Source organism: Actinoplanes sp. NPDC049598 (genome assembly GCF_040675435.1).
Classification (GTDB): domain Bacteria; phylum Actinomycetota; class Actinomycetes; order Mycobacteriales; family Micromonosporaceae; genus Actinoplanes.
In genome coordinates this window covers 360,191-386,121 of sequence record NZ_JBFAOX010000005.1, presented here as the reverse complement: position 1 = coordinate 386,121, position 25,931 = coordinate 360,191, and the positions used below count along the sequence as shown (strand labels likewise).

Annotated in this window: 18 protein-coding genes and 2 pseudogenes; 11 read left to right on the top strand and 9 right to left on the bottom strand. The window is 71.9% G+C overall.

Annotated elements, in window-relative coordinates:
* The first annotated feature begins 7 nt into the window (after window positions 1-7).
* Together AB0J66_RS15225 and AB0J66_RS15220 are read left to right on the top strand one after the other, a co-directional pair.
* Complete coding sequence (locus AB0J66_RS15225) at window positions 8-346, top strand: hypothetical protein (RefSeq protein WP_364660094.1); 339 nt, start codon at window positions 8-10, stop codon at window positions 344-346.
* A 50-nt stretch (window positions 347-396) separates the two neighbouring features.
* Entirely contained in the window at window positions 397-1,194 is a 798-nt protein-coding gene (locus AB0J66_RS15220; RefSeq protein ID WP_364660093.1) for an alpha/beta hydrolase, read from the top strand.
* On the opposite strand, the gene AB0J66_RS15215 is transcribed toward AB0J66_RS15220, so the two are convergent.
* The 5 genes from AB0J66_RS15215 to mce form a co-directional block, all read right to left on the bottom strand.
* Window positions 1,191-2,384 (bottom strand): helix-turn-helix transcriptional regulator, encoded by a 1,194-nt coding sequence (locus tag AB0J66_RS15215; RefSeq protein ID WP_364660091.1) that lies wholly within the window; start codon window positions 2,382-2,384, stop codon window positions 1,191-1,193. The genes AB0J66_RS15220 and AB0J66_RS15215 overlap by 4 nt on opposite strands.
* Before the next feature lie 52 nt (window positions 2,385-2,436).
* The gene (locus AB0J66_RS15210; protein WP_364660089.1) at window positions 2,437-3,528 is read right to left on the bottom strand and encodes an AI-2E family transporter; all 1,092 of its coding nucleotides are present in this window, start codon (window positions 3,526-3,528) and stop codon (window positions 2,437-2,439) included.
* A 124-nt stretch (window positions 3,529-3,652) separates the two neighbouring features.
* Entirely contained in the window at window positions 3,653-5,056 is a 1,404-nt protein-coding gene (locus AB0J66_RS15205; RefSeq protein WP_364660087.1) for a Laminin subunit beta-1, read from the bottom strand.
* A 253-nt stretch (window positions 5,057-5,309) separates the two neighbouring features.
* Complete coding sequence (locus AB0J66_RS15200; protein WP_364660086.1) at window positions 5,310-6,644, bottom strand: DivIVA domain-containing protein; 1,335 nt, start codon at window positions 6,642-6,644, stop codon at window positions 5,310-5,312.
* Between the two features lie 180 nt (window positions 6,645-6,824).
* On the bottom strand, window positions 6,825-7,313 hold the full coding sequence (mce, locus tag AB0J66_RS15195; protein WP_364660084.1) for a methylmalonyl-CoA epimerase: 489 nt from the start codon (window positions 7,311-7,313) through the stop codon (window positions 6,825-6,827).
* A gap of 72 nt (window positions 7,314-7,385) precedes the next feature.
* Here mce and AB0J66_RS15190 point away from each other — a divergent pair, with 72 nt between their 5' ends.
* The 3 genes from AB0J66_RS15190 to AB0J66_RS15180 all read left to right on the top strand — a co-directional run bounded on the left by AB0J66_RS15190 (window position 7,386) and on the right by AB0J66_RS15180 (window position 10,257).
* The gene (locus AB0J66_RS15190) at window positions 7,386-8,567 is read left to right on the top strand and encodes an acetyl-CoA C-acetyltransferase (protein ID WP_364660082.1); all 1,182 of its coding nucleotides are present in this window, start codon (window positions 7,386-7,388) and stop codon (window positions 8,565-8,567) included.
* The gene (meaB, locus tag AB0J66_RS15185) at window positions 8,564-9,517 is read left to right on the top strand and encodes a methylmalonyl Co-A mutase-associated GTPase MeaB (protein WP_364660080.1); all 954 of its coding nucleotides are present in this window, start codon (window positions 8,564-8,566) and stop codon (window positions 9,515-9,517) included. Before AB0J66_RS15190 ends, meaB begins: the two co-directional genes overlap by 4 nt.
* A gap of 284 nt (window positions 9,518-9,801) precedes the next feature.
* Window positions 9,802-10,257 (top strand): hypothetical protein, encoded by a 456-nt coding sequence (locus AB0J66_RS15180; RefSeq protein ID WP_364660078.1) that lies wholly within the window; start codon window positions 9,802-9,804, stop codon window positions 10,255-10,257.
* A gap of 737 nt (window positions 10,258-10,994) precedes the next feature.
* Here the strand turns inward: AB0J66_RS15180 and AB0J66_RS15175 are convergent.
* Window positions 10,995-11,600, bottom strand: coding sequence for a PadR family transcriptional regulator (locus AB0J66_RS15175; RefSeq protein WP_364660076.1), 606 nt, complete (start codon window positions 11,598-11,600; stop codon window positions 10,995-10,997).
* Between the two features lie 53 nt (window positions 11,601-11,653).
* Between AB0J66_RS15175 and AB0J66_RS15170 the strand changes: the two genes are divergently transcribed.
* Window positions 11,654-12,826 (top strand): FAD-dependent monooxygenase, encoded by a 1,173-nt coding sequence (locus AB0J66_RS15170; protein WP_364660074.1) that lies wholly within the window; start codon window positions 11,654-11,656, stop codon window positions 12,824-12,826.
* 31 nt (window positions 12,827-12,857) lie between these two features.
* The gene (locus AB0J66_RS15165) at window positions 12,858-14,531 is read left to right on the top strand and encodes a methylmalonyl-CoA mutase family protein (RefSeq protein ID WP_364660072.1); all 1,674 of its coding nucleotides are present in this window, start codon (window positions 12,858-12,860) and stop codon (window positions 14,529-14,531) included.
* On the opposite strand, the gene AB0J66_RS15160 is transcribed toward AB0J66_RS15165, so the two are convergent.
* Window positions 14,507-15,082 (bottom strand): TetR family transcriptional regulator, encoded by a 576-nt coding sequence (locus AB0J66_RS15160; RefSeq protein ID WP_364660070.1) that lies wholly within the window; start codon window positions 15,080-15,082, stop codon window positions 14,507-14,509. The two genes, AB0J66_RS15165 and AB0J66_RS15160, sit on opposite strands and share 25 nt — an antisense overlap.
* A gap of 96 nt (window positions 15,083-15,178) precedes the next feature.
* On the opposite strand from AB0J66_RS15160, the gene AB0J66_RS15155 reads away from it, so the two are divergent.
* Window positions 15,179-16,126 (top strand): tetratricopeptide repeat protein, encoded by a 948-nt coding sequence (locus AB0J66_RS15155; protein ID WP_364660068.1) that lies wholly within the window; start codon window positions 15,179-15,181, stop codon window positions 16,124-16,126.
* Between the two features lie 15 nt (window positions 16,127-16,141).
* Window positions 16,142-17,257 (top strand): annotated as a pseudogene (locus tag AB0J66_RS15150) (arginase family protein); the annotation flags it as partial.
* Window positions 17,258-17,642: 385 nt separating this feature from the next.
* Here the strand turns inward: AB0J66_RS15150 and AB0J66_RS15145 are convergent.
* Entirely contained in the window at window positions 17,643-19,553 is a 1,911-nt protein-coding gene (locus AB0J66_RS15145; RefSeq protein WP_364660066.1) for a penicillin-binding transpeptidase domain-containing protein, read from the bottom strand.
* 211 nt (window positions 19,554-19,764) lie between these two features.
* On the opposite strand from AB0J66_RS15145, the gene AB0J66_RS15140 reads away from it, so the two are divergent.
* The gene (locus tag AB0J66_RS15140; RefSeq protein ID WP_364660064.1) at window positions 19,765-24,699 is read left to right on the top strand and encodes an NAD-glutamate dehydrogenase; all 4,935 of its coding nucleotides are present in this window, start codon (window positions 19,765-19,767) and stop codon (window positions 24,697-24,699) included.
* Between the two features lie 4 nt (window positions 24,700-24,703).
* On the opposite strand, the gene AB0J66_RS15135 is transcribed toward AB0J66_RS15140, so the two are convergent.
* Window positions 24,704-25,309, bottom strand: a complete 606-nt coding sequence (locus tag AB0J66_RS15135; protein ID WP_364660062.1) for a TetR/AcrR family transcriptional regulator C-terminal domain-containing protein — start codon at window positions 25,307-25,309, stop codon at window positions 24,704-24,706.
* A 52-nt stretch (window positions 25,310-25,361) separates the two neighbouring features.
* Between AB0J66_RS15135 and AB0J66_RS15130 the strand changes: the two are divergent.
* Window positions 25,362-25,931, top strand: a pseudogene (locus AB0J66_RS15130) (hypothetical protein); the annotation flags it as partial.

Genomic DNA, 25,931 nt, shown 5'->3' with positions numbered 1-25,931 from the left:
TGAACATGTGAGCCCTCGCCGCAACCGTCCCCGCCGTCGTGGCGAGCCCGACGAGCCCCGTGGGCTGACCGACGAGCGGGTCCGCAAGGGCATCGAGGGCGTCCAGCAGTGGCAGGACGGCGAGTGGATGGTGCGCTCGATCTTCGGCGGGGCGGCCGTGAAGACGTACCGCTGCCCTGGATGTGTCCAGGAGATCCGGCCCGGCGTGGCGCACGTGGTGGCGTGGCCCATCGACGGGCGCGGGGACGAGTCGGACCGGCGGCACTGGCACACCGGGTGTTGGAAGGCGCGGGACCGACGCGCCCCAGGAGTCGAGCGTTCCCGCAATGCTCCTCGTTATGGTTGACCCGTCCGACCACCCCGCCGCCGCCCTGAGATCGACTGAAGGCTCTTCTCGTGAGTAACCCCATTCGTGCCAACTCGATCCTGCCCGCCAAGCGGGAGGACATCGAGCTGGAGACCGCCGACGGCCTGACCCTGGTCGGCGAGCTGGCCACGCCGCTCGACCGGGAGCCGGTAGCCACGCTGGTCTGCCTGCATCCGCTGCCCACGCACGGCGGGATGATGGACAGCCACGTCTTCCGCAAGGCTGCCTGGCGGCTGCCGGCGCTGGCCGGCATCGCCGTGCTGCGGTTCAACACCCGCGGCACCAGCAGCGTGCGGGGCACCAGCGAGGGCACCTTCTCGGCCGGGGTGGACGAGAAGTACGACGTGGCCGCCGCCATCGAGTACGCCGAGTTCGCCGACCTGCCCAACATCTGGCTCGTGGGCTGGTCGTTCGGCACCGACCTGACCCTCATGCACGGCCTCGACCCGGCCGTCCAGGGGGCGATCCTGCTGTCCCCGCCGCTGCGGTTCTCGCAACCCGCCCACCTGGAGGCGTGGGCCGCCTCCGGGAAGCCGGTCACCGCCCTGATCCCGGAGTTCGACGACTACCTGCGCCCGGCCGAGGCGGCCGACCGGTTCGCCGCCGTGCCGCAGTGCGAGGTGGTGCCGGTCGAGGGCGGCAAGCACCTGTGGGTCGGTGACGCCGAGACGGTGCTCGACGAGATCGTGCAGCGGGTCGCCCCGTCGGTCGAGGTGCCGCTGCCGCGCACGTGGGACGGCCCGATGGAGACCGGCGACATGAACGCCTACGCCGACCGTACGACCTCGGCCTTCCGCGACGTCCCGATGGCGAAACCGGGCGACTAGGGCGTCCACATCCGCTCGGAGAGGCCCCGCAGCTCACTCGCGCCCAGGCGTTCCAGCAGCTCCTGCGTCGTGTGGCGCAGGTCGGCGGTGGTGTGCACGTGCTGCGGGGCGATCCGCTCGGCGGTGAGCAGGTAACGCATGGCGTCGCGCTCGCGGCCGGGCATGCGGGTCAGCGCCCGGGCCGTGTCGGCGTAGTAGAAGACCTGGCGGAAGCCGGCCGCGATGGCCGTCGGGGACCGGCGCCGGGCCACCGCGGCCGCCCGGCCCGGATCGCCCTCGTTGACCTCGATGCTGATCCGCCAGATGTCGACATTGGTCGGACCGAAGAACAGGCCCATGGTGGTGGTCTCGCCGGTGCGCCGGGCCAGGTCGTGGGCCTCGTTGAGCCAGGCCTCGCTGTCCTGCGGGTGGTCGCGGCCGCGGGCCGCCTTGGCCGAGATGAGCTGCAGCGAGCCGAGGATCTCGGCCCCGCCCGGCCGGCCCAGGTGCCGGCGCAGGTCGTCGACCGCCCGCTCGGCCAGGGTCTGTCCCCTCTGGTACGACCCGCTGGCCGTGGCCGCCGTGGCCAGGGCGTACGCCGCGTAGGCGAGCAGCACCGGCTCGTCGACCGCCTCGGCCGCGTCCCGGCAGCGCTCGGCGCCCAGCCAGGCGTCGCCCGGGTGGCCCAGGTTGCGCAGCACCGAGGAGGCGATGAAGGTGGCCTCGCAGAGCAGGCGCAGGGCGCGGCCCCGATCGGGCCCGGCCGTCTCGGCGTGCAGATGGTGCAGCAGGCCCGGCAGCAACCGCATCGTCCCGGCGTAGTCGCACGCCTGCCGGAGCGTGTCGACCAGGGACAGAGCCCGGTCGAGCTCGGCCATCGGCGGCGCGTCCTCCAGACCCGGCTCGGCCAGGTCGATGTCGATCAGGGCGGTCCGCAGCGCGTGCACCCCGGCCCGGGTGATCGCGGCCGCCCGGTCGGCGCCGGGGACCGGGGTGCCGGCCAGATCGCCGGAGGAGCACTCCAGGGCCTCGGCGATGTCGGCCAGCATGAAACGGTTGTTGGCCGCCTGCAGCCCCCGTTCGATACGACCCCAGGTGGCGTGCGAGATCCCGGCGCGGCTGGCCGCGTACCGGATGCTCCACCCCCGCAGCAGGCGGCGGGCCCGGATGCGTTCGCCCACAGTGGGGTCGGCAAGCGGTCGCGGGCTCATGACACGACCGTAATCGCGGCCGGGCCCCGGGCGGTACAGACCTGTACCGCTGTCAGCGGGCCTCCTGGCTCGGCTGCACGACCTCCCGCACGATGAGCTGGACACCGGCCACCATCGGGATCGCCACCAGCGCGCCCACCACGCCGAACAGGGCCACCCCGAGCAGGGCCGCCACCACCGCGGCGACGTCGCTGACCTTCACCGAGCGCCGCATGACGTTCGGGTAGATCAGATAGTTCTCCACCTGCTGGTAGATGATGAAGAAGACGACGCAGACGATGCCGTCCGTCAGCGACGACGCGAAGCCGACGAGACTGACCACGATCGCGCCGAGCGTGGCCCCGATCTGCGGGATGAGGTCGCAGACGGCGACCACCACGGCCAGGGCGAACGGGTAGCCCAGGCCGAGGATCACGGCCAGCAGCCAGCTGCTCGCGCCGGCCAGCACGGCGATCGAGATGGCGCCCACCATGTACGCCCCGACCTTGGTCAGGATCTCGTCCGTCAACAGCCGCACCCGCACCCGGCGGGAGGCCGGGACCAGGCTGTAAGCGGTCTCGCGCATCCGGTCGAACGAGGCCATGAAGTAGATCGTGAGCACCAGCACGGTGAGCACGTTGAACACCGTGCCCGCGATCACCCGGCCGGCCCCGACCACCCCGCCGAGCGCGTTGGTCACCGTGCCCGCGTTCAGCGCGGTGCTGACCCGCTCGACGATGTCGTAGCGCTGGACCAGCTCGTTGATCGTCTCGTTGCGCTGCAGCTGCTGGATGTAGTCGGGCACGTTCTCGGCCAGCTGCGTGGTCTGGCTGACCAGCGGCGGGATCAGCGCGATGATCCCGCCCGTGATGAGACCCACCACCGCCAGCGCGACGATCGTCACCGCGAGGCCGCGGGGCAGGCCCCACTTGCGCAGCCGGGTCACCGCCGGGTTGAGCCCGATGGCCAGGAAGAGCGCGATGAAGATCAGCACCAGGATGGACGCCGCGTTGCGGACACCCTGATAGATCGCGTACGCCAGGAGGGCGCCGAACCCGCCCAGCAGGCCCATCATGAACGGGTTGCGCTTGTTCAGCGGCGGGCCGGGGCGGCCGAAACGGTGCGGCGGGATCTCGGGCTCGTCCGGCTCTATCTCCTGCGTCACCCGGCGTCCTCCACAGTGGTGGTAGAGCCGGGGTGCTGCTACTTGCCCGCCGCGCTCATCTCGGCCGCGACGTTATCGCTGCGCCGCAATGACCGCCACCCGTCAGGCGGCAAGATCGCGAGCGTCACTCCGCGTCGGCGCCGACCCGGGTCGAAGGCGGGACGGTCACCTTGGCCGAGGCCGTCACCTTGCCGGGCGCCGGCGCCTCGGCGGCGTGCGCCCCGACCGGGCCGCCGGCCACGGACTTCTCCTCGGCCGGCTCGTCGGTGTCGGTGTCGTTGTCGTCGGCCGGGGAGCTGGCGGCGGCGAGCACCGCGGCCGCCGCGAGCTCGGCCACCCGCTTCGCTTCCTTCTGCACCTGGCGGCGGACGTCGGTCGCGTGCCGCTCGGCCGCCTCACCCGCCTTCTTGGCGTCGACGACCCGCTTGAGCTCCGCCTCGAGCGCCTTGTGGGCCTCGGCCAGATCCTGCTGGACCTGCTCGGCCTCGCGCTCACCGGCCCGGGCCCGCTCCTGGGCCGCGGCCAGCTCCCGCTCGGCCTCGGCGACCTTGGCGTTGGCCGCCTCGAGCCGGCGGCCGGCCTCGGCGATCTTCTCCTGCTGGGCCGCGATCTCGTTGCGGACGGCGGTGGCCTGCTCCTCCGAGCGGCGCAGGATCTCCTCCGCATACTTGTCGGCCTCGCTGCGCAGGTCGGCGCACTGCTTCTCGACGGCCGTACGCATCTGGGTCAGCTCCTGCGCGACGGCCGCGCGCTTCTGGCCCAGCTCGTTGTCGAGCGCGGCCCGCTTCTCACCGGCGTCGCGCTCGGCGGCGGCCCGGTGGGCCGCGATCTCCTGCTGGTTCTTGTCGCGCAGCGCCTTGATCTCCTGATCGGCCTGCATGCGCGTGGACTGGGCGTACCCGTCGGCCTCGGCGCGGACACGGTGGGCCTGCTGCGCGGTCTGCTCGGTGAGCTGCTGGGCCTCGGCCCGGGCCCGGGTCAGCGTCGTCTCCGCCTCGGCCCGCATCTGCTCGGCGCTCTGCCGGGCCGCGGCCAGCGCCTTTTCCGTCGCGGCGCGCTTGGCGGCGTCGGCCCGCTCCTCCTCGGCGCGGCGGGCGGCCAGCGCGATCTCGAAGTCACGGATGCCGTTGTGGGCGTGCGCCTCGGCCTCGGCCCGGACCCGCTCGGCCTCGGCCAGCCGGGCCGCGATGTCGTCGGTGGCCGACTGCTTGATCGCCTCGGCCTGCTCCTCGGCCAGCGCGAGGATCTGCTCGACCCGCGGGCCCAGGTGACGGAAGGACGCCTCGGGGCTGAGACCGCCCTGGCGGCGGGCCTGCACGGCCTCCTGCTGGAGGCGCTCGATCTGGGCCGACATGGCCTGGATCTGGGTGTACGCCTGCTCGCGCTCGGCCGCCAACGCGGCGATCTCGTTCTCGGCCCGGGCCACGTACCGCTCGACCTGCTTCTTCTCATAACCGCGGAGGGCGGTCTCGAAGCTGGGTTCGGTAGCCGCGTCAGAGCCGAGACCGAAGATTTCGCCGTGCGACATGCTGTCCATCCTCACATACGCATCGTCCGGCCCCGGGGGGATACACACCCTGTCGGCCGGAGTATGCGCCTAGTTGTGATTTGTCAGTGCCGGCTTGCCAAGACGACCCCAGCGAGAAACGAGCGAGGCCGCACCGGAGCAACTCCGGCACGGCCCGCGTCGATCTTCACGAAGTCGCCCACCGGCCGGCTCCCACCGTTGCGTACCCGTGCAAGGTGTGCAACCGGAGAGGCCCTGGGAAAGGGCTGACAACTCAGTTGGTCTTGGCCGGCTCCGGCTTGGCCTCGGCCTCGGCCGGCTGGGGCGTTTCCGCAGCTCGCTGCGTCGGCGTGGCCTCCTTGGCGGCGGCCGCGGCGGCGGCTGCGGCCACGACCGGGGCGGCCGCGGCGGCGTCGGCCGGCTTGGCCGCGCCGACCCCCGGCACCAGGCCGGACAGGCCCGAGAGCATCTGGCCGAGCTGGTTGGTGACCGCGTCCTTCTGGCGGGTCAGGTCCTCCACCTCGCGCTTGGCGGCCTGCGTGGTGAGTTCCGCCTCAGTCCGGGCCTCGCTGAGCAGTCGCTGCGACTCGGAGCGGGCCTCGCTGACCGTCTTCTCGGACAGGGCGCGGGCCTTCTCGGTGGTCTCGGCGGCGTTGCGCTCGGACTCGATGCGGCGCTGCTCGGCCCGCTGCTCGATCTCCTTGGCGCGGTCCTCGGCGGCGCGGGCGCGCTCCTCGGCCTCGGCCACCATCTTCTGGGTGGCGCTGACCTGGGCCGCGTGGCGCTGCGACTCCTCGCGCTCGGCCTTCTCCCGCCGCTCGGCGATCTCGAGCGCCAGCGCCTGGAGGTCCTTGTCGCGCTTGTCGCGCGCGTCGGTCAGCAGCTTGGTCGCCTCGGCCCGCTTCTCCTCGGCCTCGCGCGACGCCTTGGCCCGGAGCTGGGTGATCTCGCGCTCGGCGGTGGCCCGCAGCGACGCGACCTCGCGCTCGACGGTCGACTTGAGCTCGGCCACCTCGTGCGCGGTGACCGTGCGCAGCTGCTTGGTCTCCCGGTCGGCGTCCGACCGGAGCGTGTCGGCCTCGCGGCGGGCCTGCACCCGGGCCTCGGCCGCCTCGCGCTCGGCGTGGGTGCGCACCTGGCCGGCCTCGCGCTCGGCGGTCGCCTTCATCGCGGCGGCCTCGGCCCGCGCCTTGTCGGTGATCTCCCGCGCCTCGAGGCGGGCCGCGGAGAGGATGCCCTCGGACTCTCGCTTGGCCTCGCTGCGGTGATCGTTCGCCTGTTCCTCGGCCAGCCGCAGGATCTGCTCGACCCGGGTGCCCAGCCCGGAGAGCGTCGGCCGGTTGTTCTCCTCGAGCAGCTTGTTGCTGTCGGCGAGCTTCTGCTCGAGCGCGACCAGCCGCTGCTCGGCCTGGCGCAGGCGGCGCTGCGCGTCGTTCATCCGCTGCTCGGCCTCGCCGGCGGCCTGGGTCGTCTGGTTGATCGCGGCGACCAGCCGGCCGAGATGAGCGTCCACCTGCCCGCGGTCATAACCCCGGAGCACCACGGTGAAGTCGTGCTGGGAGTTCGCGCCGTCGAAGAATGCCAAGTTTTGATCCTGCTGCTGGGGCATTGGGCCATCCTGGCGAAGACGCCCCGCCATCGCAAGAGCGGACGGGCATCGGAAAGGACACGTTAGATCACCTTTGAGCTGCCCGAAACCCGGCCGTTCGGCGTGGGGATCGCTGCTCATCCGCGATTCGGGCGAGGGCCCTCCGTGTCCTCCCGATCCTGCCAGGCGGAGACGATTACGTCAGGATGATTCATCCGAAGGGCTGACAGGCTGGACCAACTCCACCAAAACGCCCCCAGCGTCCTTGGGGTGAACGAAGTTGATCCGCGACCCGGCCGTGCCCCGGCGCGGGGTGTCGTAGAGCAGTCGCAGCCCGCGGGCCCGCAGCGCGGCCGAGGCCGCTTCCACGTCGGCCACCGTGTAGGCCAGCTGCTGCAGGCCGGGACCGCTGCGGTCGAGGAACTTGGCGATGGCCGAGTCGGGCCGGGCCGGGGCCAGCAGCTGCAGCCGCGGCCCGCTGCCGTCGCCCACGGCGAGCATGGCCTCGCGTACGCCCTGCTCCTCATTGGTCTCTTCGTGCACACATCGCAAGCCGAAGTTTTCGGCGTAGAAGGCGAGGGCAGCGTCGAGATCGGCCACGGCGATTCCGACGTGATCTATACGGAGGAGGCCGACCTCGGGGTTTGTGAGATTCTCGGGCCCGGCGACACTAGGAGGAGGAGTGGTCATCCTATTAGTCTTTGCCTGAACGCCCGTTAAGGCTACAGCGGGGACCCCGCGCAGCAGATGGGAAGAGATGACGTGACCAGCTCGGTGATCGTGAGTGGCGCCCGCACCCCGATGGGCCGCCTGCTCGGCAACCTCAAGAACGTGCCGGCCACGGCCCTCGGCGGCTACGCCATCGAGGCCGCCCTCAACCGCGGCGGCGTGCGCCCCGACCAGGTGCAGTACGTGATCATGGGCCAGGTCCTGCAGGCCGGCGCCGGCCAGATCACCGCCCGCCAGGCCGCGGTGGCGGCCGGCATCCCGATGACCACCCCGGCCGTCACCGTCAACAAGGTGTGCCTGTCCGGGCTCGACGCGATCGCCCTGGCCGACCAGCTCATCCGGGCCGGCGAGTTCGACATCGTGGTGGCCGGCGGCATGGAGTCGATGACCAACGCGCCCCACCTGCTGATGACCCAGCGCCAGGGCACGAAATTCGGCGACGTGCTGGTGCGCGACCACACCGCGTACGACGGTCTCATCGACCCCTGGGAGGGCATCTCCATGGGCGAGTCGACCGAGCGCAGCGGCGTCCGCCTCGGCATCACCCGGGCCGAGCAGGACGCGTTCGCCGCGCAGAGCCACCAGCGGGCGGCCGCGGCCCAGCGCGAGGGCCGCTTCGCCGAGGAGATCGTGCCGATCAAGACCGGCAAGCGCGCCGACGACGCGTTCGTCGAGGTCGACGAGGGGGTGCGGCCCGACGCCACCGCCGAGTCGCTGTCCCAGCTCCGCCCGGCCTTCACCGCCGGCGGCACCATCACGGCCGGCAGCTCCTCGCCGATCTCCGACGGCGCCGCCGCGGTCGTGGTGATGAGCAAGGCCAAGGCGGAGGAGCTCGGCCTGCGCTGGCTGGCCGAGATCACCGCGCACGGCAACGTGGCCGGCCCCGACAGCTCGCTGCAGTCCCAGCCGGCCAACGCGATCCGGCACGCCCTGGACAAGGCCGGCCTCACCGTCGACGACCTGTCGCTGATCGAGATGAACGAGGCCTTCGCCCAGGTGGTCATCCAGTCGATGCGCGAGCTCAAGGTCGACGACGAGATCGTGAACGTGAACGGCGGCGCCATCGCCCTCGGCCACCCGATCGGCATGTCCGGCGCCCGCCTGGTCCTCACCCTGGCCCTGGAGCTGCGCCGCCGCGGCGGCGGCTACGGCGCGGCCGGCCTGTGCGGCGGCGGCGGTCAGGGCGACGCGCTGATCATCAAGGTGGCCCCTTGAGCAGATCCCGTGACGTCCCCACCCTGGTCGCGAAGGCCCGCGAGGGGGATCCGCGGTCGGTGGCCCGGCTGATCAGCCTGGTCGAGAACGGTGACCCGGCGCTGCCCGACGTCGCGGCGGCGCTGGCCCCGTACGCCGGGCACGCCCAGGTCATCGGCCTGACCGGCTCGCCCGGCGTCGGCAAGTCGACGACGACCAACGAGCTGGTGCGGGTGCTGCGCAAGGCCGGCCGCCGGGTCGGCGTGCTCGCGGTCGACCCGTCCAGCCCGTTCACCGGCGGCGCCATCCTCGGCGACCGGGTGCGGATGCAGGAGCACACGACCGATCCGGGCGTCTACATCCGCTCGATGTCCAGCCGCGGCCAGCTGGGTGGCCTCTCGGCGGCGACCCCTCAGGCCGTACGCGTCCTGGAGGGCGCCGGCTGCGAGGTGATCCTGGTCGAGACGGTCGGGGTCGGCCAGGCCGAGGTGGAGATCGCCTCCCTCGCCGACACGACGCTGGTGCTGCTCGCCCCCGGCATGGGCGACGCTATCCAGGCGGTGAAGGCCGGGGTTCTCGAGGTCGCCGACGTCTTCGTGATCAACAAAGCGGACCGGCCGGGCGCGGACGCCACGTACCGGGACATCCAGGGCATGCTCGGCCTCGGCGAGCGCGGCCCCGGCGACTGGCGGCCGCTGGTGGTGAAGGCGACCGCGGTCAAGGCCGAGGGCGTGGAGGACGTGCTCGCGGCCATCGACAAGCACCACGCGTGGCTGGTCAAGACCGACAACCTGGCGGTACGCCGTGAGAGGCGCGCCGCAGTCGAGATCGAGGCGATCGCGCTCGGCACCCTCCGGTCCCGCATCGGCAGCTTGCGTGAGGGCACCGCTCTGACGACCCTGGCCGCCGCCGTGGCCGCGGGGGAGCTGGACCCCTACGCCGCCGCCGACGAGCTGATCAAAGGCCTCTGAGACCCTTCGGGCATGCTGGGCTTCGGTCTGCTCGGCCTCCGGGTTGCTCGGCATGCCGGGTTGACTCGGCGCTTGGCCGCGATCGGCTTGTCTGGCCTGCTCCCGGCAGCTTCGGGCGGCTCGGGATCTGACTGTCGGTCTGACCGAATCGGCACGCGCGGCCAACCCCGGATCTCGCCCAAGCGCCCGATGACGTCCTGATTTTTCCGGCATAAGCTCATTAGGTCAGCGCCGGAAAGGATAGCGGACATGATCAGTCACATGGGCAGCAGCCGGGGTGCAGCATGATTGCGCCGATCACCTTCCCCCGGGTCACCGGAACCACCGCCACCTACCTGCACCCGCTCCTGCAGAGCGCCGCCCTGCAGCAGAGCGCCCGTGTGGCCGACGCGCAGCCGCAGGTGCTCGCGCCCACCCTCGAGATGCCGGCCATCCCCGCCGTCACCTCGATCGACCGCACGGCCGCCTACAGCGCCGGCCTGGCCCGCGACGCCGCCGCCGCGGTCAACTCGGTCAAGGCCACCGCCAAGGTCGCCCCCACGGCCGACGAGACCGACCCGACCACGGTCCTGGCCCGCCAGATCGTCATGGAGCGCGCCTCGTCCCAGGTCGGCGTCCTGCTCAACCGCGCCGCCGGCGAACGGCGCGTAGCCCTCATGAGCGGCGTCCCGGCTTCCCGCCTGGCCGACCTCAACTCGACCACGTCGCGCCTCTACCACGCCCTGGACCTGACCGCTTAGTTGTCCACACCCCCCGCCGCCATCCACAGCTCGCCAGCACGATCTTGCGACCTCCGGGAGAATGGATCCGGGGCGGCCCCCTTGGGAGGGCGGGCTCCGGCGACGCGAGGCCGGGCTCCGGCGACGCGAGGCCGGGCGGATCGGCTGACGCGACGGCCGGGCTCCGGCCCGCGTGACTGATGCTCCTCCCGTGCGCGCTCCAGCTGACGCGAGCGCGCGAGAAGGGCCGCGCCGGGGCAGGTGACGGGCCGACTCTCGGCCTGCGCGGCTCCGGCTCGTGTGGCGAGCGGTCCGAGTGGGCGGCAGCCCCGGCTCGTGTGGCGAGCGGTCCGAGTGGGCGGCAGCCCCGGCTCGTGTGGCGAGCGGCGCGAGAGTGCGACGGCCCCGGCCCGTGTGATGAGCAGCCGGATGTGGACGGCGGTCCGGTTCGCGTGACGGGGCGGATCGCCAGTGGGCGGTGGCTCCCCCCGCATGGTGGGAACTACCCCGGTGTGTGGCGGCTCCGGCTCGTGACGGGCCGGCGCGAGTGGGTGGCGGCTTCCGCTCGGGTGGTGGGAACTACCCCGGTGGGTGGCTGCGGCTCGTGACGAGTCGACGCGATTGGGTGGCAGCTCTGGATCATGACGAGCTGGCGCGATCAGGCGGCGGCGCTGGCTCACATGGCGAGCGGTCTGATCTGGTCCGCAGCTCCGGCGCGTGTCTCGGGCGTCTCCGGGCGACTGCCAGACCGGCGAGCGTCACGCACTCGGTGGGAAGTGCTCCAGAGTCTCGGCAATCATCTCAGCGCTCCAGGTCAAAGTGCCCCGAGCCAGGTCGCTGATGACGCTGCGGAGCCAGGTGAGCTCCGCTTCCAGCATGGCCACCCGGTATTCGTCCTCGATGAGGAACAAGCGGGGGAGGCCCGCCGGGGCCTGGGCGCGGATGGCGCTGACCTTCTCGGTCAGCGCCTCGACGCGTTTCTCCAGCAGCTCCCGCACCTCGGCCGGTGGGAGCACCGGCAGGAAGGCCAGCGCGGCCGGGAACTCCGGGAATTCGCGGGCGGGGGTGGGCAGCATGCCGGTCAGCCAGCGGCGCATCGTGGCCGTGCCCTCATCGGTGATCTCGTAGATCGTGCGTTCCGGGCGGCCCGCCTCGCGGGTGGTGCTGCCGGCGCGGGCCAGGCCGTCGCGGACGAGGCGGTCGAGGGCCTGGTAGACGCTGTTGCGCTGGGCCACGTTGACGAGCTGGTCCTGGCCGCGCTCCTTGATCATCTGCTGCATCCGGTACGGGTGCATGGGCGCCTCCATGAGCAGCGCCAGCAGCACCATGCCCAGCGTGGAGCGGCGCGGTTCGGAGGAAGGCACCGGATCAGCGTAAGGGGTTGACCGGCCATAGTCATAGTATGCATAGTCAGAGTATGACTAAAGCAAAGACTGCACTGATCGCCGGCGGGGGCATCGCCGGCGCCGTGGCCGCGCTCGCGTTGGAGCGCGCTGGATGGCGGCCGCGCATCTACGAGGCGTACCCCCGAGGGTCTGGAGAAAAAGGCGCCTGGCTCACGGTGGCCGTCAACGGGCTCGCGGCCCTGCGCGCCCTCGGTGAGGATCCGGCCGAGGTGCTGGCCGCCGGTTTTGCCACGCCAGAGCTGAACATGTTCAACGGCAAGGGGCGGCAGCTCGCCGTGCTGCCGCTGGGTGGTCCCACGCCGGACGGCACGGTCACGACGACCATCAAGCGGGCCGACCTGTACGCCTCGTTGCGCGCGGCGGCCGAGAAGCGCGGCATTCCGATCGAGCACGGCAAACGCCTGAGCGGCTTCGCCGAGGGTCAAGACCACGTGGCCGTACGCTTCGACGACGGCACCGAGGAGCACGGCGACCTGCTGGTCGGCGCCGACGGACTGCGATCGCGCACCCGGGAGCTGCTCAACCCGGGCGGTCCCCAACCGCGCTATCTGGGCCTGCTCAACGCGGGCGGCTTCACCGACCGGCCGGTCGGCGCGACGCTCGACCGAGCGCCGGGAAGGGTGCACATGGCGTTCGGGCGGCGGGCCTTCTTCGGGTGGGCCACGGCACCCGACGGCAGCGTCTGGTGGTTCGCCAACCCGCCGCGCAAGCAGCCCGTACGGCCGGGGGAGTTCACGCCGGAGTCGTGGCGGGCCTACCTGATCGGGCTCTTCGAGGATGACGACCTGCCGGCCGCGGCGATCATCCGGGCCACCGGCGAGGCGCTCGGGCCGTGGAACACCGACGACCTGCCGCGGGTGCCGGTCTGGCACGGCGAGCGGGTGGTGCTGGTGGGCGACGCCGCGCACGCCGTGTCGCCGTCGTCGGGGCAGGGCGCGTCCATGGCGATCGAGGACGCGGTGACCCTCGGCCGCGTGATCGGAGCCGGAGGGACGCTCGCCGAGTATGAGCGGCGCCGTCGGGACCGCGTGGAGCGCGTGGTGGCGTACGGCAAGCGAAGTGGCAGTTCGAAGACCGCCGGGCCGGTCGGGGCGGCGATCCGGGACGCGATGTTCCCGCTGGTCATGCGGCTGCTGCAGCGCAAGGGGGACCCGCAGGCCTGGATACACGAATTCAAGCCTTAGCGATCGTTCAGTTCTCCCCTAGGATGGCGGCATGGACGCAGCCGACATCGAGGCCGGGCGCGAGCGCTGGCAGCGCCGTTACGACGCCGCTCGCAAGCGCGACGCTGACTTCACCACCCTTTCCGGCGCCACGGTCGACCCCGTCTACGGGCCACCGGCGGGCGTCGCCTATCCCGGCTTCGAGCGCATCGGGTGGCCGGGCGAGTTCCCGTACACCCGGGGTCTCTATCCGACCGGCTACCGGGGGCGCACCTGGACGATCCGGCAGTTCGCCGGCTTCGGGAACGCGCAGCAGACCAACGAGCGCTACAAGATGATCCTGGCCGCCGGCGGGGGCGGCCTCAGCGTCGCGTTCGACATGCCGACGCTGATGGGCCGCGACTCCGACGACCCGCAGTCGCTGGGCGAGGTCGGCCACTGCGGGGTGGCGATCGACTCGGCGGCCGACATGGAGGTGCTCTTCGGCGGGATCGACCTGGAGAAGACCACCACCAGCATGACGATCTCCGGCCCGGCCGTGCCGATCTTCTGCATGTACCTGGTGGCGGCCGAGCGGCAGGGCGCCGACCTGCACAAGTTGGACGGCACCCTGCAGACCGACATCTTCAAGGAGTACATCGCGCAGAAGGAGTGGCTCTTCCAGCCCGAGCCGCACCTGCGCCTGATCGGCGACCTCATGGAGTACTGCGCCCGCGAGATCCCGAAGTACAAGCCGCTGTCGGTCAGCGGCTACCACATCCGCGAGGCCGGCTCGACGGCCGCGCAGGAGCTGGCGTACACGCTGGCCGACGGGTTCGGCTACGTCGAGCTCGGGCTCTCGCGCGGGCTCGACGTCAACCAGTTCGCGCCCGGGCTGAGCTTCTTCTTCGACGCCCACCTCGACTTCTTCGAGGAGATCGCCAAGTTCCGGGCCGCGCGCCGCATCTGGGCCCGGCACCTTCGCGACGACTACGGCGCGACCAGCGAGAAGGCGTTGTGGCTGAAATTCCACACCCAGACCGCCGGGGTCTCGCTGACCGCCCAGCAGCCGGTCAACAACGTCGTCCGTACGGCCGTGGAGGCGCTGGCCGCCGTCCTCGGCGGCACCAACTCGCTGCACACCAACGCCCTCGACGAGACCCTGGCCCTGCCCACCGACGAGTCGGCCGAGATCGCCCTGCGCACCCAGCAGGTGCTGATGGAGGAGATCGGCGTGGTCAACGTGGCCGACCCGCTCGGCGGCTCCTGGTATGTCGAGGAGCTGACCGACCGCATCGAGGCCGAGGCCGAGGAGATCTTCGCGCGGATCCGTGAGCTCGGCGAGGACGGCAGCATCACGGCCGGCATCCTGCGCGGCATCGAGGACGGCTGGTTCACGGCCAACATCGCCGAGGCGGCCTTCGTCTACCAGCAGGCGCTGGAGAAGGACGAGAAGCGCATCGTCGGCGTCAACGCGCACACCGGCACGGTGGCCAAGGAGCTGGAGATCCTCCGGGTCTCGCATGAGGTCGAGCTCGCGCAGAACCGCGAGCTGGGGGCCCGGCGGGCCGGGCGCGATGCCGTACGGGTCAAGGCCGCCCTCGACGGGATGCTGGCCGCCGCCCGCAGCGGGGCCAACATGATCCCGGCGATGCTGGAGGCCGCCCGGGCCGAGGCGACCCTGGGGGAGATCTGCGACGCCCTCAAACAGGAGTGGGGGATCTACCGCGAGCCGGCCCGGTTCTGAAGACCGGCCAACAGGATGTCGAGGTACCGGTCGGCGGCCTCCGGGTCGCCGATCCGGACCGCCTGCTGCACGCCGCACATCAGCCGGCGCAGGTCGTCGCCGCTGACGCCGGGCCGGACGGCGCCCTCGGCCCGGGCCCGCTCGAGCACGGCGCCGAACGCCTCGAACAGCTCGGCGCCGAGCTCGACCGTCTCGTCACAGGCGAAGCTGGGCCGGGCCAGCACGGCCGCCAGCGCCGGGTCGGCCAGCATCAGCCGCAGGCCGGCGCCCATGATCCGGGCGAAGCCGGCCGCCGCGTCGGCATCCCGCTCGGCCGCGCGGGCGTCGGCCACCAGCGCCGCGAAGCTGTCGGCGGCCAGCGCCTCGAGCAGCACCTGATGGCTGGGGAAGTGCCGGTACGCAGTGCCGACACCGACCTCGGCCGCCTTGGCGATCGCGTTCATCGGCAGGTCGGTGTCGCCGCCCAGCAGCCGTTCGCGGGCGACCGAGAGCATCCGCTCGCGCACCCGGGCCGAGTCGGCGCGCAGCTTCTCGGGATTGAGCGACGGCACGGTAAAAGGATAACTCATCCGTTATGCTGTGACGTCCGATATCAGGCCCGCCGCGGCGCGGCGGAGCGCCTTGTCAGCGTGCGAGACTAGGTAACCATGAGCGACCCACGGACCACTCCGTCGATCTTCACCCGCGGCGCGGTCGATCTCAGCGCGCTGCGCGCGCCCTCTCCGGCGCCGAGCCGCCCCGCGCCCGACGGCAACACGCAGGCAGCCGAGCACGGCGGGCCGCCCCCCGGCGCCATCCCGGGCGGGCTGCCCGGCGGCGCCGGCCCGGAGACCATCATCAACGTCACCGAGGCCAACTTCCAGTCGGACGTCCTCGAGCGCTCGCTCGCGACGCCGGTCATCCTCGACTTCTGGGCCGACTGGTGCGAGCCCTGCAAGCAGCTCTCGCCCATCCTGGAGCGGCTCGCCCAGGCCGGCGGCGGCTCGTGGGTGCTCGGCAAGGTCGATGTGGACGCCAACCCGCGCCTCGCTCAGGCGCTGCGCGTGCAGGGCATCCCGATGGTGGTCGCGGTGGTCGGCGGTCAGCTCGTCGAGGGCTTCACCGGCGTGCTCCCCGAGTCCCAGGTCAAGCAGTATGTGGACGCGGTGCTCAAGGCCGGCGGCATCAGCGTCGAGGCCCCCGAGGATCCGCGGCTCGACGCGGCCGACGACGCCCTCATGACCGGCGACCTCGACGAGGCCGAGGCGGCGTACCGCAAGATCCTGGCCGAGTCCCCGCAGGACGCGGCCGCCGAGTCCGGCCTGGCCCAGGTCGAGCTCTACCGCCGCATCCAGGGCGCCGACCCGCAGGCGGCGCTGGCCAAGGCCGAGGCGTCGCCCGACGACGTCGACGCGCAGCGGCTGGCGGCCGACATCGAGGTCCTCAGCGGCCAGGCCGACCAGGCCTACGCGCGGCTGGTGGCCCTGGTCAAGCGCACCACCGGCGACGAGCGTGACGCCGTACGCAAGCACCTGCTCTCGCTGTTCAGCGTGGCCGGGCCGGACGACCCCGCGGTGGCCGGCGCCCGGCGCGCCCTGGCCAGCGCCCTCTTCTAGCCAGGGAGCCGCTCCGTGCGCCGCATAGCTGTCCTCGACGCACCGTCCAATCTCGGTCTGCGCCCGCCGACCGAGACCTCGGTGCCGGGCTGCGCCAAGGCGCCCGGAGCACTCCGTGACCACGGCCTGATCACCAAGCTGAACGCCCGCGACGCCGGCTGCCTCACCCCGCCCCGCTACGACCCGGGCGACTGGCGGCCCGGCGACGGGGTGGCCCACGCGCAGCAGATCAACGCGTACTCGCGGGCCCTGGCCGACCGGATCGGCGCGATTCTCGACGCCGGCGAGTTCCCGGTGATCCTCGGTGGCGACTGCTCGATCCTGCTCGGGTCGGGCGTCGCCATGCACCGCCTCGGCGAGGCGGTCGGCGGCCGCATCGGCCTGGTCTTCGTGGACGGTCACTCCGACTTCCGCCACCCCGGCAACGCGTCCTACGTGGGCGCGGCCGCCGGGGAGGACCTCGCCCTGGTCACCGGGCGCGGGCAGGCCGAGCTGGCCGCGATCGAGAGCCGCCGGCCGTACTTCCGCGACGTCGACGTGGTCGTGCTCGGCATCCGGGCCCAGGACGAGTACCGCCTCGACCTGCAGGCGGCGGGCATAGTGACCCGCCCAGTGCCGGCCCTGCGGGCCGAGGGCGCGGCCCGCAGCGCCCAGTGGGCCCGCGATCAACTGGTCGACTGCGCCGGCTACTGGGTGCACGTCGACGTGGACGTGCTCGACCCGGCGGTCATGCCGGCGGTCGACGCCCCGTCCCCCGGTGGCATCGCCTTCCCCGAGCTCGAGATCCTGCTCTCCGGGCTGGTCGAGTCGCCGCACTGCCTCGGCGTCGAGATCACCGTCTTCGACCCCGACTACGACCCCGACGGCCAGTACGCGGCCGAGATCACCAACGCGGTCGTGGCCGGCCTCGAGGTCGCCCACAACGTGACCCCGCGCCCCGACCTGATCGCCGCCCGCGCCGACATGGACGGCGCCGCGGCGACCCCGCCGGACGCCGACCGCACCCACCGCCGGGCCGCCGCCGGGGCCGGCAGCGTCACCCTGGCCGCCGCCGGCATGTCGACCGGCCCGGCCCTGGAGGAGACGGCAGTCCCCGCCACCACGATCCTGGCGGTCGAGGAGGGTGACGAGACCCCGCCGCTGCCCCGCGACCCGGAGCAGGAGGTCCCCTCCGAGGAGCCGGACGCCGACGACGAGCCCGCGGCCGACGACGAGGAGCCGGCCGAGCCCGCCAACCCGGAGCCGACCGACCTGACCGAGCCGGCCGAGCCGGAGCCCGCGGAGGCCGAGCCCTTGGATGACGAGTCCGACGCGGCGGCCGCGGCGCGGCTGGTGCCGAGGCCGCTCGGTCAGGCGCCGCTGCTCGACTCCGACCCGTTGCCGGCCACCCGCCCCGGCATGCTGCGGCCCCGGGGCAACGAGGAGCCGGCGCCGGACAACTTCACCCTGCCGGCCCAGCGCCCGGCCTTCGAGATCGGTCTCGGGCCGGGCGAGCCCGCCGACATCGCCTGAGGGGTTACTTGGCCAGGGCCGTCAGGAAGCGGCCGACGGCCGGGACGGCGGCTTCGGAGCCGAGGCCGCCCTTCTGCACCATGACGGCGAAAGCCACGTCGCCCTGGAAGCCGATGAACCAGGAGTGGGTGTCCTCGGTGCTCTCGTCGAACTCGGCGGTGCCGGTCTTGCCGTAGACCGGGCCGCCCGGCACGGACTTGAGGGCCGTCGCGGTGCCGCCGGTGACCACCTCGCGCATCATCTGCTTCAGGGGGCCGACGGCGGCGGCGTCGAGTTTCGGGCCGTCGGCGGCGGGGGCGGCGGGGGCCGGGTCGAGCACGACCTTCGGCTGTTTGAACTGGCCGCGGGCGATGGCGGCGGTGGCGCTCGCCATGGCGAGCGGGCTGACCGCGGTGGCGCCCTGGCCGAAGGTGGCGGCGGCGAGCTCGGTCGGGGTGCCGGCGGGCGACACCTTGCCGCTGAACGCGCTGACGCCCAGGTCCCACTTGCCGCCGATGCCGAGGTCGGCCGCGGCCTTCTGCAGTCCGTCGGCGCCGAGTTTCGGGGCCAGGCCGACGAACGCCGTGTTGCAGGACTTGGCGAAGTCGACGTGGAACGGGACGGTGCCGAGCACCTCGCCCTCGGCGTTCTTGAACTCGCGGCCGGCGACGGTGGCCTTGGCCGGGCAGGCGACGGCCGTGTCGGCTGTGACGGCCTTGCGCTGCAGCAGCCCGTACGCCGAGACGGCCTTGAAGGTGGAGCCGGGCGGGACCTGGCCGGTGAGCGCGGTGTCGACCGAGCCGCCGTCGGGGCCGTTGGCCACCGCCAGGACCGAACCGTCGCTGACCTTGATGGCCACCAGCGAGCTCGGCTGCTTGACCGGGGCGAGGGCCGCGTCCGCCGCGAGCTGGGTCTGCACGTCGATCGTGGTCTTGACCGGCTGGCCGGCGACCGGCTTGGCCGAGAAGAGCTCGGTGTCCTTGGGGGTGTCGTCGGACTCCGATGTCGGGCGGGCGACGACCACGGACAGGCCGGGGGTGCCGCGCAGCGTGGCGTCGTACTTCTCCTGGAGACCGCCGTGCCCGACGATGTCGCCCTGGATGACGGTCTTCGGGTTCTCGTCGATGTCGTCGCGGGTGGCCTGGTCGGCCGTGCCGAGCAGGGCGCGGGCGAAGGCGCGGGTCGGGGCCAGGTCGCGCTTGGCCTCCTGGAACCGGGTGCCCTTGAGCGGGCGTACCTCGTTGCGGATCTTGAGGTAGTCGGGGCGGCGGAGGGTGACCACGTCAACGAAGGCGTCGGGGGTGGCGGCCTTCACCCGGGTGGCCAGGTCGTTCATGTCGACCGTGACGCCGACCTTGGCCAGGCTGGTGGTGAGGGCCTTCTGGAGCTGGGCCAGGTCGGTGATCTCCTCCGGGACGACGCCGATGGTCACCACGTCGCGGGAGGTGACGATCGGCTGCCCGGCCGCGTCGAGGATGCTGGCCCGGGTCGACCCGACGCGCTTGATCCGGACCTTGTCGCCGGCCACGAGGTCACCCTGCACGAGCGACGGCTCCCAGATCACCGACCAGCCGTCGGTGTTCTTCTTGGTCAGGCGCACGGTGCTCTGGTACGACCAGGTGACGTTGTCGGCCAGTTTCCAGTCGACCTTGATCGGGCTGGTCGCGACGTCGCCGGACTCCTTGGGGTCGCCCGCCTTGGCCACCGTGAACTGGGCGTTGACGAGCTCGCCGGTGAGCTCCTTGAGCTGCGCCTGCACGTCGGCCGAGGCGAGTTTGCCGCCGGCCGCGCTGACGAAGCCGATCTTGCTCAGGTCGTTGCGCCGCCAGCCGGCCAGGAAGTCGTCGAGGGTGCCGTCGGGCCCGTCCTTCGAGCACCCGGCGAGCAGACCAGCGGCCAGGGCCAGGGTGGCGGCAACGGCGACGTACCGGCGCATGGCATCACCTTTCGCGGGGTACTGGGACGGATCAGACGTGACGGTAGTCAACCGATGCCCGTCCCGTTGACCCGCCCAAGGTGAGATAGGTCAAAATCGCCGCCGATCGGCCCGTTCACACCGCGAGTGTGATCGCCGCCGCGGGCGCGTTCTAGGCTGTCCTCGACACGTTCGAACCCACAGTGTGGTGGGTGAGGGGAGCGGTAAGACCATGGCTGTCGCCGATGAGGCCGCAACCGATTCCGATGTTGATCTGGACTATGCCGCCGGACCCGGGCTGGCCCTGACGGGGCGCCTCGGCGCCTCCGCCGAGGAAGGCGAGCTCGACGAGCCGCTGCCCAACGGGGAGCGGCTGGTGGCCCAGGCCGTCGAGGTCGCGGGCAACGATCACGCAACCGCCCAGCTCGTGGGCCGCTTCTGGCGGTTCGCGCCCGACGAGGAGCTGGTCGGGTTCACGCCCCAGGAGATGTACGACGCCGCGGTCGCCCATCGCGAGCTCGCCCGCACCCGGTTGCCGGGCGAGCTGAAACTGGCCATCACGCCGCCGTCCGGCTCGCAGTGCCACACCATGGTGCAGATCGTCACCGACGACATGCCGTTCCTGGTCGACTCCGTGATCGCCCTGCTCTCGGCCCACCAGTTGCAAGTGCACCTGCTGGTGCACCCGTTGATCGTGGTGCGCCGCGAGCCGCTGGGCGCGCTGGCCGAGCTGGCGGCCGACGTCGAGCCGGACGACGCGATCGAGGGCGACCTGGTCGAGAGCTGGATCCGCATCGAGATCGACCCGATCCGCAGCGAGGAGACCCGCGAGCAGCTGCACAACGAGGTCCGCCGGGTGCTGACCGACGTGCGCGACGCGGTCGAGGACTGGCCGCGGATGCGCCAGCGGGCCATCGTGATCGCCGACGAGCTGGCCACGGCCCGCGGGTCCGAGGGCAAGCTGCCGGTGCCGGACAAGGACGTCACCGACTCGATCGAGCTGCTCAAGTGGCTGGCCCACGACCACTTCACCTTCCTCGGCTACCGGGAGTACCGGCTCGACGGCGACGTGCTCGGGGCCGTCCCCGGCTCCGGGCTGGGCATCCTGCGCGGCGACAGCAAGCCCCGCAAGCTGTCGACGATGACCCCCGAGGCGTACAAGCGGGCCCTGGAGAAACGGCTCCTGGTGATCACCAAGGCCAATTCCCGGGCCACGGTGCACCGGTCGGCTTATCTCGACTACATCAGCTTCAAGACGTTCGACGCGTCCGGGGCGGTGGTCGGCGAGCGCCGCTTCCTGGGCCTGTTCAGCTCGTCGGCGTACCGCACGAGCGTCCGCGAGCTGCCGGTGGTCAAGCGCAAGGTGATGGAGGTGCTCGACCGCTCGGGCCTCTCGCCGCGCGGCCACTCGGGCAAGGACCTGCTGCAGATCCTGGAGACCTACCCCCGCGACGAGCTCTTCCAGATCAAGACCGATGACCTGTACGAGGCGGTGATCGGCGTCCTGCGCATGGCGGGCCGCCGGCAGCTGCGCCTGTTCCTGCGGCGCGACGGTTACGGCCGGTTCATCTCGTGCCTGGTCTACATGCCCCGCGACCGCTTCACGACCGGCAACCGGCTGCACATGCAGGAGATCCTGCTGCGCGAGCTGAACGGGGTCGGTCTCGACTACACGACCCGGGTCACCGAGCGGATGCTGGCCCGCGTGCACTTCATCGTGCGGACCGACCCGGCCGACCCGCCGGGCCAGGTCGACCCGAACGCCCTGGCCGAGATGCTGGCCGACGCGACCCGGATGTGGGACGACGACTTCTCCCTGGTGCTGGAGCGCAAGCTCGGCGAGGAGGCGGCGCGCGAGCTGTTCGGGCGCTACTCGGCCGCGTACCCCGACAGCTACAAGGACGGCCACACCCCGTACGAGGGCATGCAGGACCTGGCCAAGCTGGAACTCCTCGAAGAGGAGGGCCAGCTGGAGATGCACCTCTACCGCAAGCGGCGTCCTGGCCGCACGGGCGAGCCCGAGCCGGACGATCACGACGTGCGGTTCAAGGTCTACCGCTACGGCGAGCCGATGCTGCTCTCGGCGGTGCTGCCGGTGCTGCACTCGCTGGGCGTGCAGGTGGTCGACGAGCGGCCGTACGAGATCCGGCGCAGCGACGGCACGGTCTACCTCTACGACTTCGGGCTGCAGCCGCCGGCCGCCCACCGCGAGCTGGCCGAGGTGCGCCCGCAGGTGGAGAACGCGTTCGCGGCCGCCTGGCGCGGTGAGGCCGAAGTGGACGGCTTCAACGAGCTGGTCCTGCGGGCCGGGCTCACCTGGCGGCAGGTGGTGGTGCTGCGGGCGTACGCCAAGTACCAGCGGCAGACCGGCAGTGTCTTCTCCCAGCGCTACCTGGAGTCGACCTTCATCGCCTACCCGGAGATCGCCCGCCTGCTGGTGCGGCTCTTCGAGACCCGGTTCTCGCCGCAGCTGGAGGCCGGTGAGGAGCATCGATCGCGGCTCGCGGACGAGCTGGTCGACCGGATCACCGGGCTGCTCGACGACGTGGACAGCCTCGACCAGGACCGGATCCTGCGGTCCTACCTCACGCTGATCCAGGCCACCCTGCGGACGAGCTTCTTCCAGCGCGGGGCGGACGGGCGGCCCAAGTCGTACGTCGCCTTCAAGCTCGACCCGCAGGCCATCCCCGACCTGCCGCAGCCCCGGCCCAAGTACGAGATCTTCGTGTACTCGCCCCGGTTCGAGGGCGTGCACCTGCGCTTCGGCGCCGTGGCCCGCGGTGGCCTGCGCTGGTCGGACCGGCGGGAGGATTTCCGGACCGAGGTCCTCGGCCTGGTCAAGGCGCAGATGGTGAAGAACGCGGTGATCGTGCCGGTCGGCGCCAAGGGCGGCTTCGTGCTCAAGCAGAAGCCGGGCGACCGCGACGAGGCGGTGGAGTGCTACAAGCGCTTCATCACGGCGCTGCTCGACGTCACCGACAACATCCACAGTGGCAAGATCGTGCCGCCGGACGACGTGGTCCGGCACGACGGCGACGACCCGTACCTCGTGGTCGCGGCGGACAAGGGCACGGCGACGTTCTCGGACATCGCCAACGAGATCTCCGTGGCCAAGGACTTCTGGATGGGCGACGCGTTCGCCAGCGGCGGCTCGGCCGGCTACGACCACAAGAAGATGGGCATCACGGCCCGCGGCGCCTGGGAGTCGGTCAAGAAGCACTTCCGCGACCTCGGCGTCGACACCCAGACGCAGGACTTCACCGTGGTCGGCGTGGGTGACATGAGCGGCGACGTGTTCGGCAACGGCATGCTGCTGTCACCGCACATCCGGCTGGTGGCGGCCTTCGACCACCGGCACATCTTCCTCGACCCGGCGCCCGACGCCGCCGCGTCCTTCGCGGAACGGCAACGGCTCTTCGATCTGCCGCGCTCCTCCTGGGACGATTACGACAAGTCGCTGATCTCGGCGGGTGGTGGGGTCTACCCGCGTACGGCGAAGTCGATCCCGGTCTCGCCGGAGATCCGGGCGGCGCTCGAGCTCGACGACGCCGCCGCGATCAGCCCGACCGAGCTGATGCGGGCCATCCTGCGGGCGCCGGTCGACCTGCTCTGGAACGGCGGCATCGGCACCTACGTCAAGGCCGCCTCGGAGACGCACGCGGACGTCGGCGACAAGACCAACGACGCCATCCGGATCAACGGCGGCCAGCTGCGGGTCCGGGTCGTGGGCGAGGGCGGCAACCTGGGCCTGACCCAGCGCGGCCGCATCGAGTTCGCCCGCACCGGCGGCCGCATCTACACCGACTTCATCGACAACACCGCCGGTGTCGACTGCTCCGACCACGAGGTCAACATCAAGATCCTGCTGGGCGGCGCCGTCACCGACGGCGAGCTGACCCTGCCCGAGCGGGACGAGTTGCTGGCGGCCATGACCGACGAGGTCGCGGCGCTGGTCCTGCGGGACAACTACGAGCAGGCCCAGGCCCTGGGCAACGCCCGGTCGCAAGCCCACTCGCTGCTGCCGGTGCACCGCCGCATGCTCACCTGGCTCGAGGAGAGCGGCCAGCTCAACCGCGAGCTGGAGGCCCTGCCCAGCGACGCCGAGCTGGCCACCCGCTACGAGAACGGCGAAGGCCTGACCGCGCCCGAGTTCGCGGTGCTGCTGGCCTACGTCAAGATCGCCGCGGAACGGGAGGTCTTGGCCGACGAGCTGGTCGACGAGCCGTGGACGACGTCGGTGCTGCACAAGTACTTCCCGACGCCGCTGCGCGAACGCTTCGCGACCCGGATGGCCGGTCACCGGCTGCGCCGCGAGATCATCACGACGGCCCTGGTCAACGAGGTGGTCAACCGGGGCGGCACGTCGTTCATCTTCCGGGCCATGGAGGAGAGCGGCGCGTCGGCGGCCGACGTCATCCGGGCCTACGTGGTCATCCGCGACACGTACGGCCTGGCCGAGATCTGGGCCGACGCCGAGGCCCTGGACAACCAGGTGCCGACGCCGGCCCAGACCCTGGTCTTCCTCGAGTCGCGCCGGCTGCTCGACCGGGCCGTCCGCTGGCTGGTCAGCACCCGGCGCTCGCCGATCGACGTGGCCGGCGAGGTGGCCCGGCTGGGCCCCGGCGTGCGCGAGCTCATGCCGCGGATGTCGGCCGCGCTCAAGGGCAACGAGCGCCTGTCGATGGACGAGCACATCGCCTGGCTGGTCGACAAGGGCGTCCCGATGGAGCTGGCCGAGCGGGTCACGCTGGTCAACTACGGCTTCGGCCTGCTCGACATCCTGGAGACGGGCGTGGCCACCGGCTGCGACCCGGAACAGGTGGCCCCGGTCTACTACGTGCTGTCCGAGCGCTTCCACATCGACCAGCTGCTGTCGCACATCTCCAAGCTCCCACGCGGGGACCGCTGGCAGACGCTGGCCCGGATGGCGCTGCGCTACGACCTGTACGCGGCGCTGGCCGCCCTGACCGCCGAGGTCCTGCAGTCGACCCCGGCCGACGCCTCGGCCGACGACCGGGTGTCGCAATGGGAACGTGTCAACGCAGCTTCCATCGCCCGGGCCGCCAACGCCATGGGCGACGTGGGCGACACCCCGGCCGAGCTGGCGGCACTGTCTGTCCTGCTCCGCCAGATCCGCACCCTGGTCAAGACGTCTTCGGCCGCCTGACCCGTTATTTCGCCAGGACGGCTTCCGTGCCGGCCACGAGAACGGCCAATCCGTGCTCGAAAGCGTCGTCCGGCCGCTGGTAGCCGCCCGACTGGAAGGCCGCGGTGAGAGTGGGCAGCTGGGCGAGAGCCGAAACCTCGGCCTCGCCCGGCGGCCCGACGGTGGCCTGCTCCTGCAGGACGAAGCCGTTCGTGTAGTCGGCGATCGTCATGATCGTGAGGAGGGCGCCGGCCGGGGTGAAACCCAGCCGGACCATGGCGGCCAGCTCCTCCTCGAAGCCGTGCAGAGCATCCGGCGCCCGCCGGGCCGAGGTGATCAGGCGGGCGCCGTCGCGGTGGGAGAGAAGCGATCGGCGGTACGCCCGGGCGCGCCGCCGAAGCCACTCGGGCCAGGGCTCATTGTCGTGAGGCGGGCCCATCCCGGCGCGCTGGATGACCGCGCTCGCCATCCCGTCGAGCAGCTCCTGCTTGGTCTTGAAGTGCCAGTAGAGCGCGGGTGACTGCACATCGAGCGAGGCCGCCAACTTCCGCACGGACAGGCCGTCTAAACCCACCTCGTCCAGCAGCCGTAGACCGGCATCGATCAGCACTTCTCGCGACAGGCCCTTCACGGGTCTACCTTAGCAGTGCTAAGTTCTCCTTAACGGTGCTAAGGGGGATGCGATGATGATCGATGAGGGACGGGGTCGCCCGATCCTGGTGCTGCACGGCGGCATGGGAAATCTCACCAGCTGGGCCCGGGTGACCGACCGGCTGCGCGATCACTTCCGCACGGTGCGGCTGCACCGCCGGCAGTATCGGCTCGATGTGCCGCGCAAGGTGACCATCGCCGACGAGGTGGCCGAGGTTCGCGAGGCCGCGCTCGCCCTCAGCCACACCCCCTCGACCAACGCGGCCGCAGCGGGTGCAGCGGCCTCGACCAGCTCGCCCGCTCCGACCGGCTCGACTCCGGCCAGCCGGACCATCCCGGCCGGCTCAGCCACTCCAGCGGCTGCAACCGGCTCCGCCGCTCCGGCCAGCTCTCCAGCGGCTGCAACCGGCTCCGCCGCTCCGGCCAGCTCTCCAGCGGCTGCAACCGGCTCCGCCGCTCCGGCCAGTTCGGCCTCTCCGGCGGCCCTCGCCTCTCCGGCGGCCCTCGCCTCTCCGGCGGCCCTCGCCTCTCCGGCGGCCCTCGCCTCTCCGGCGGCCCTCGCCTCTCCGGCGGCCCTCGCCTCTCCGGCGGCCCTCGCCTCC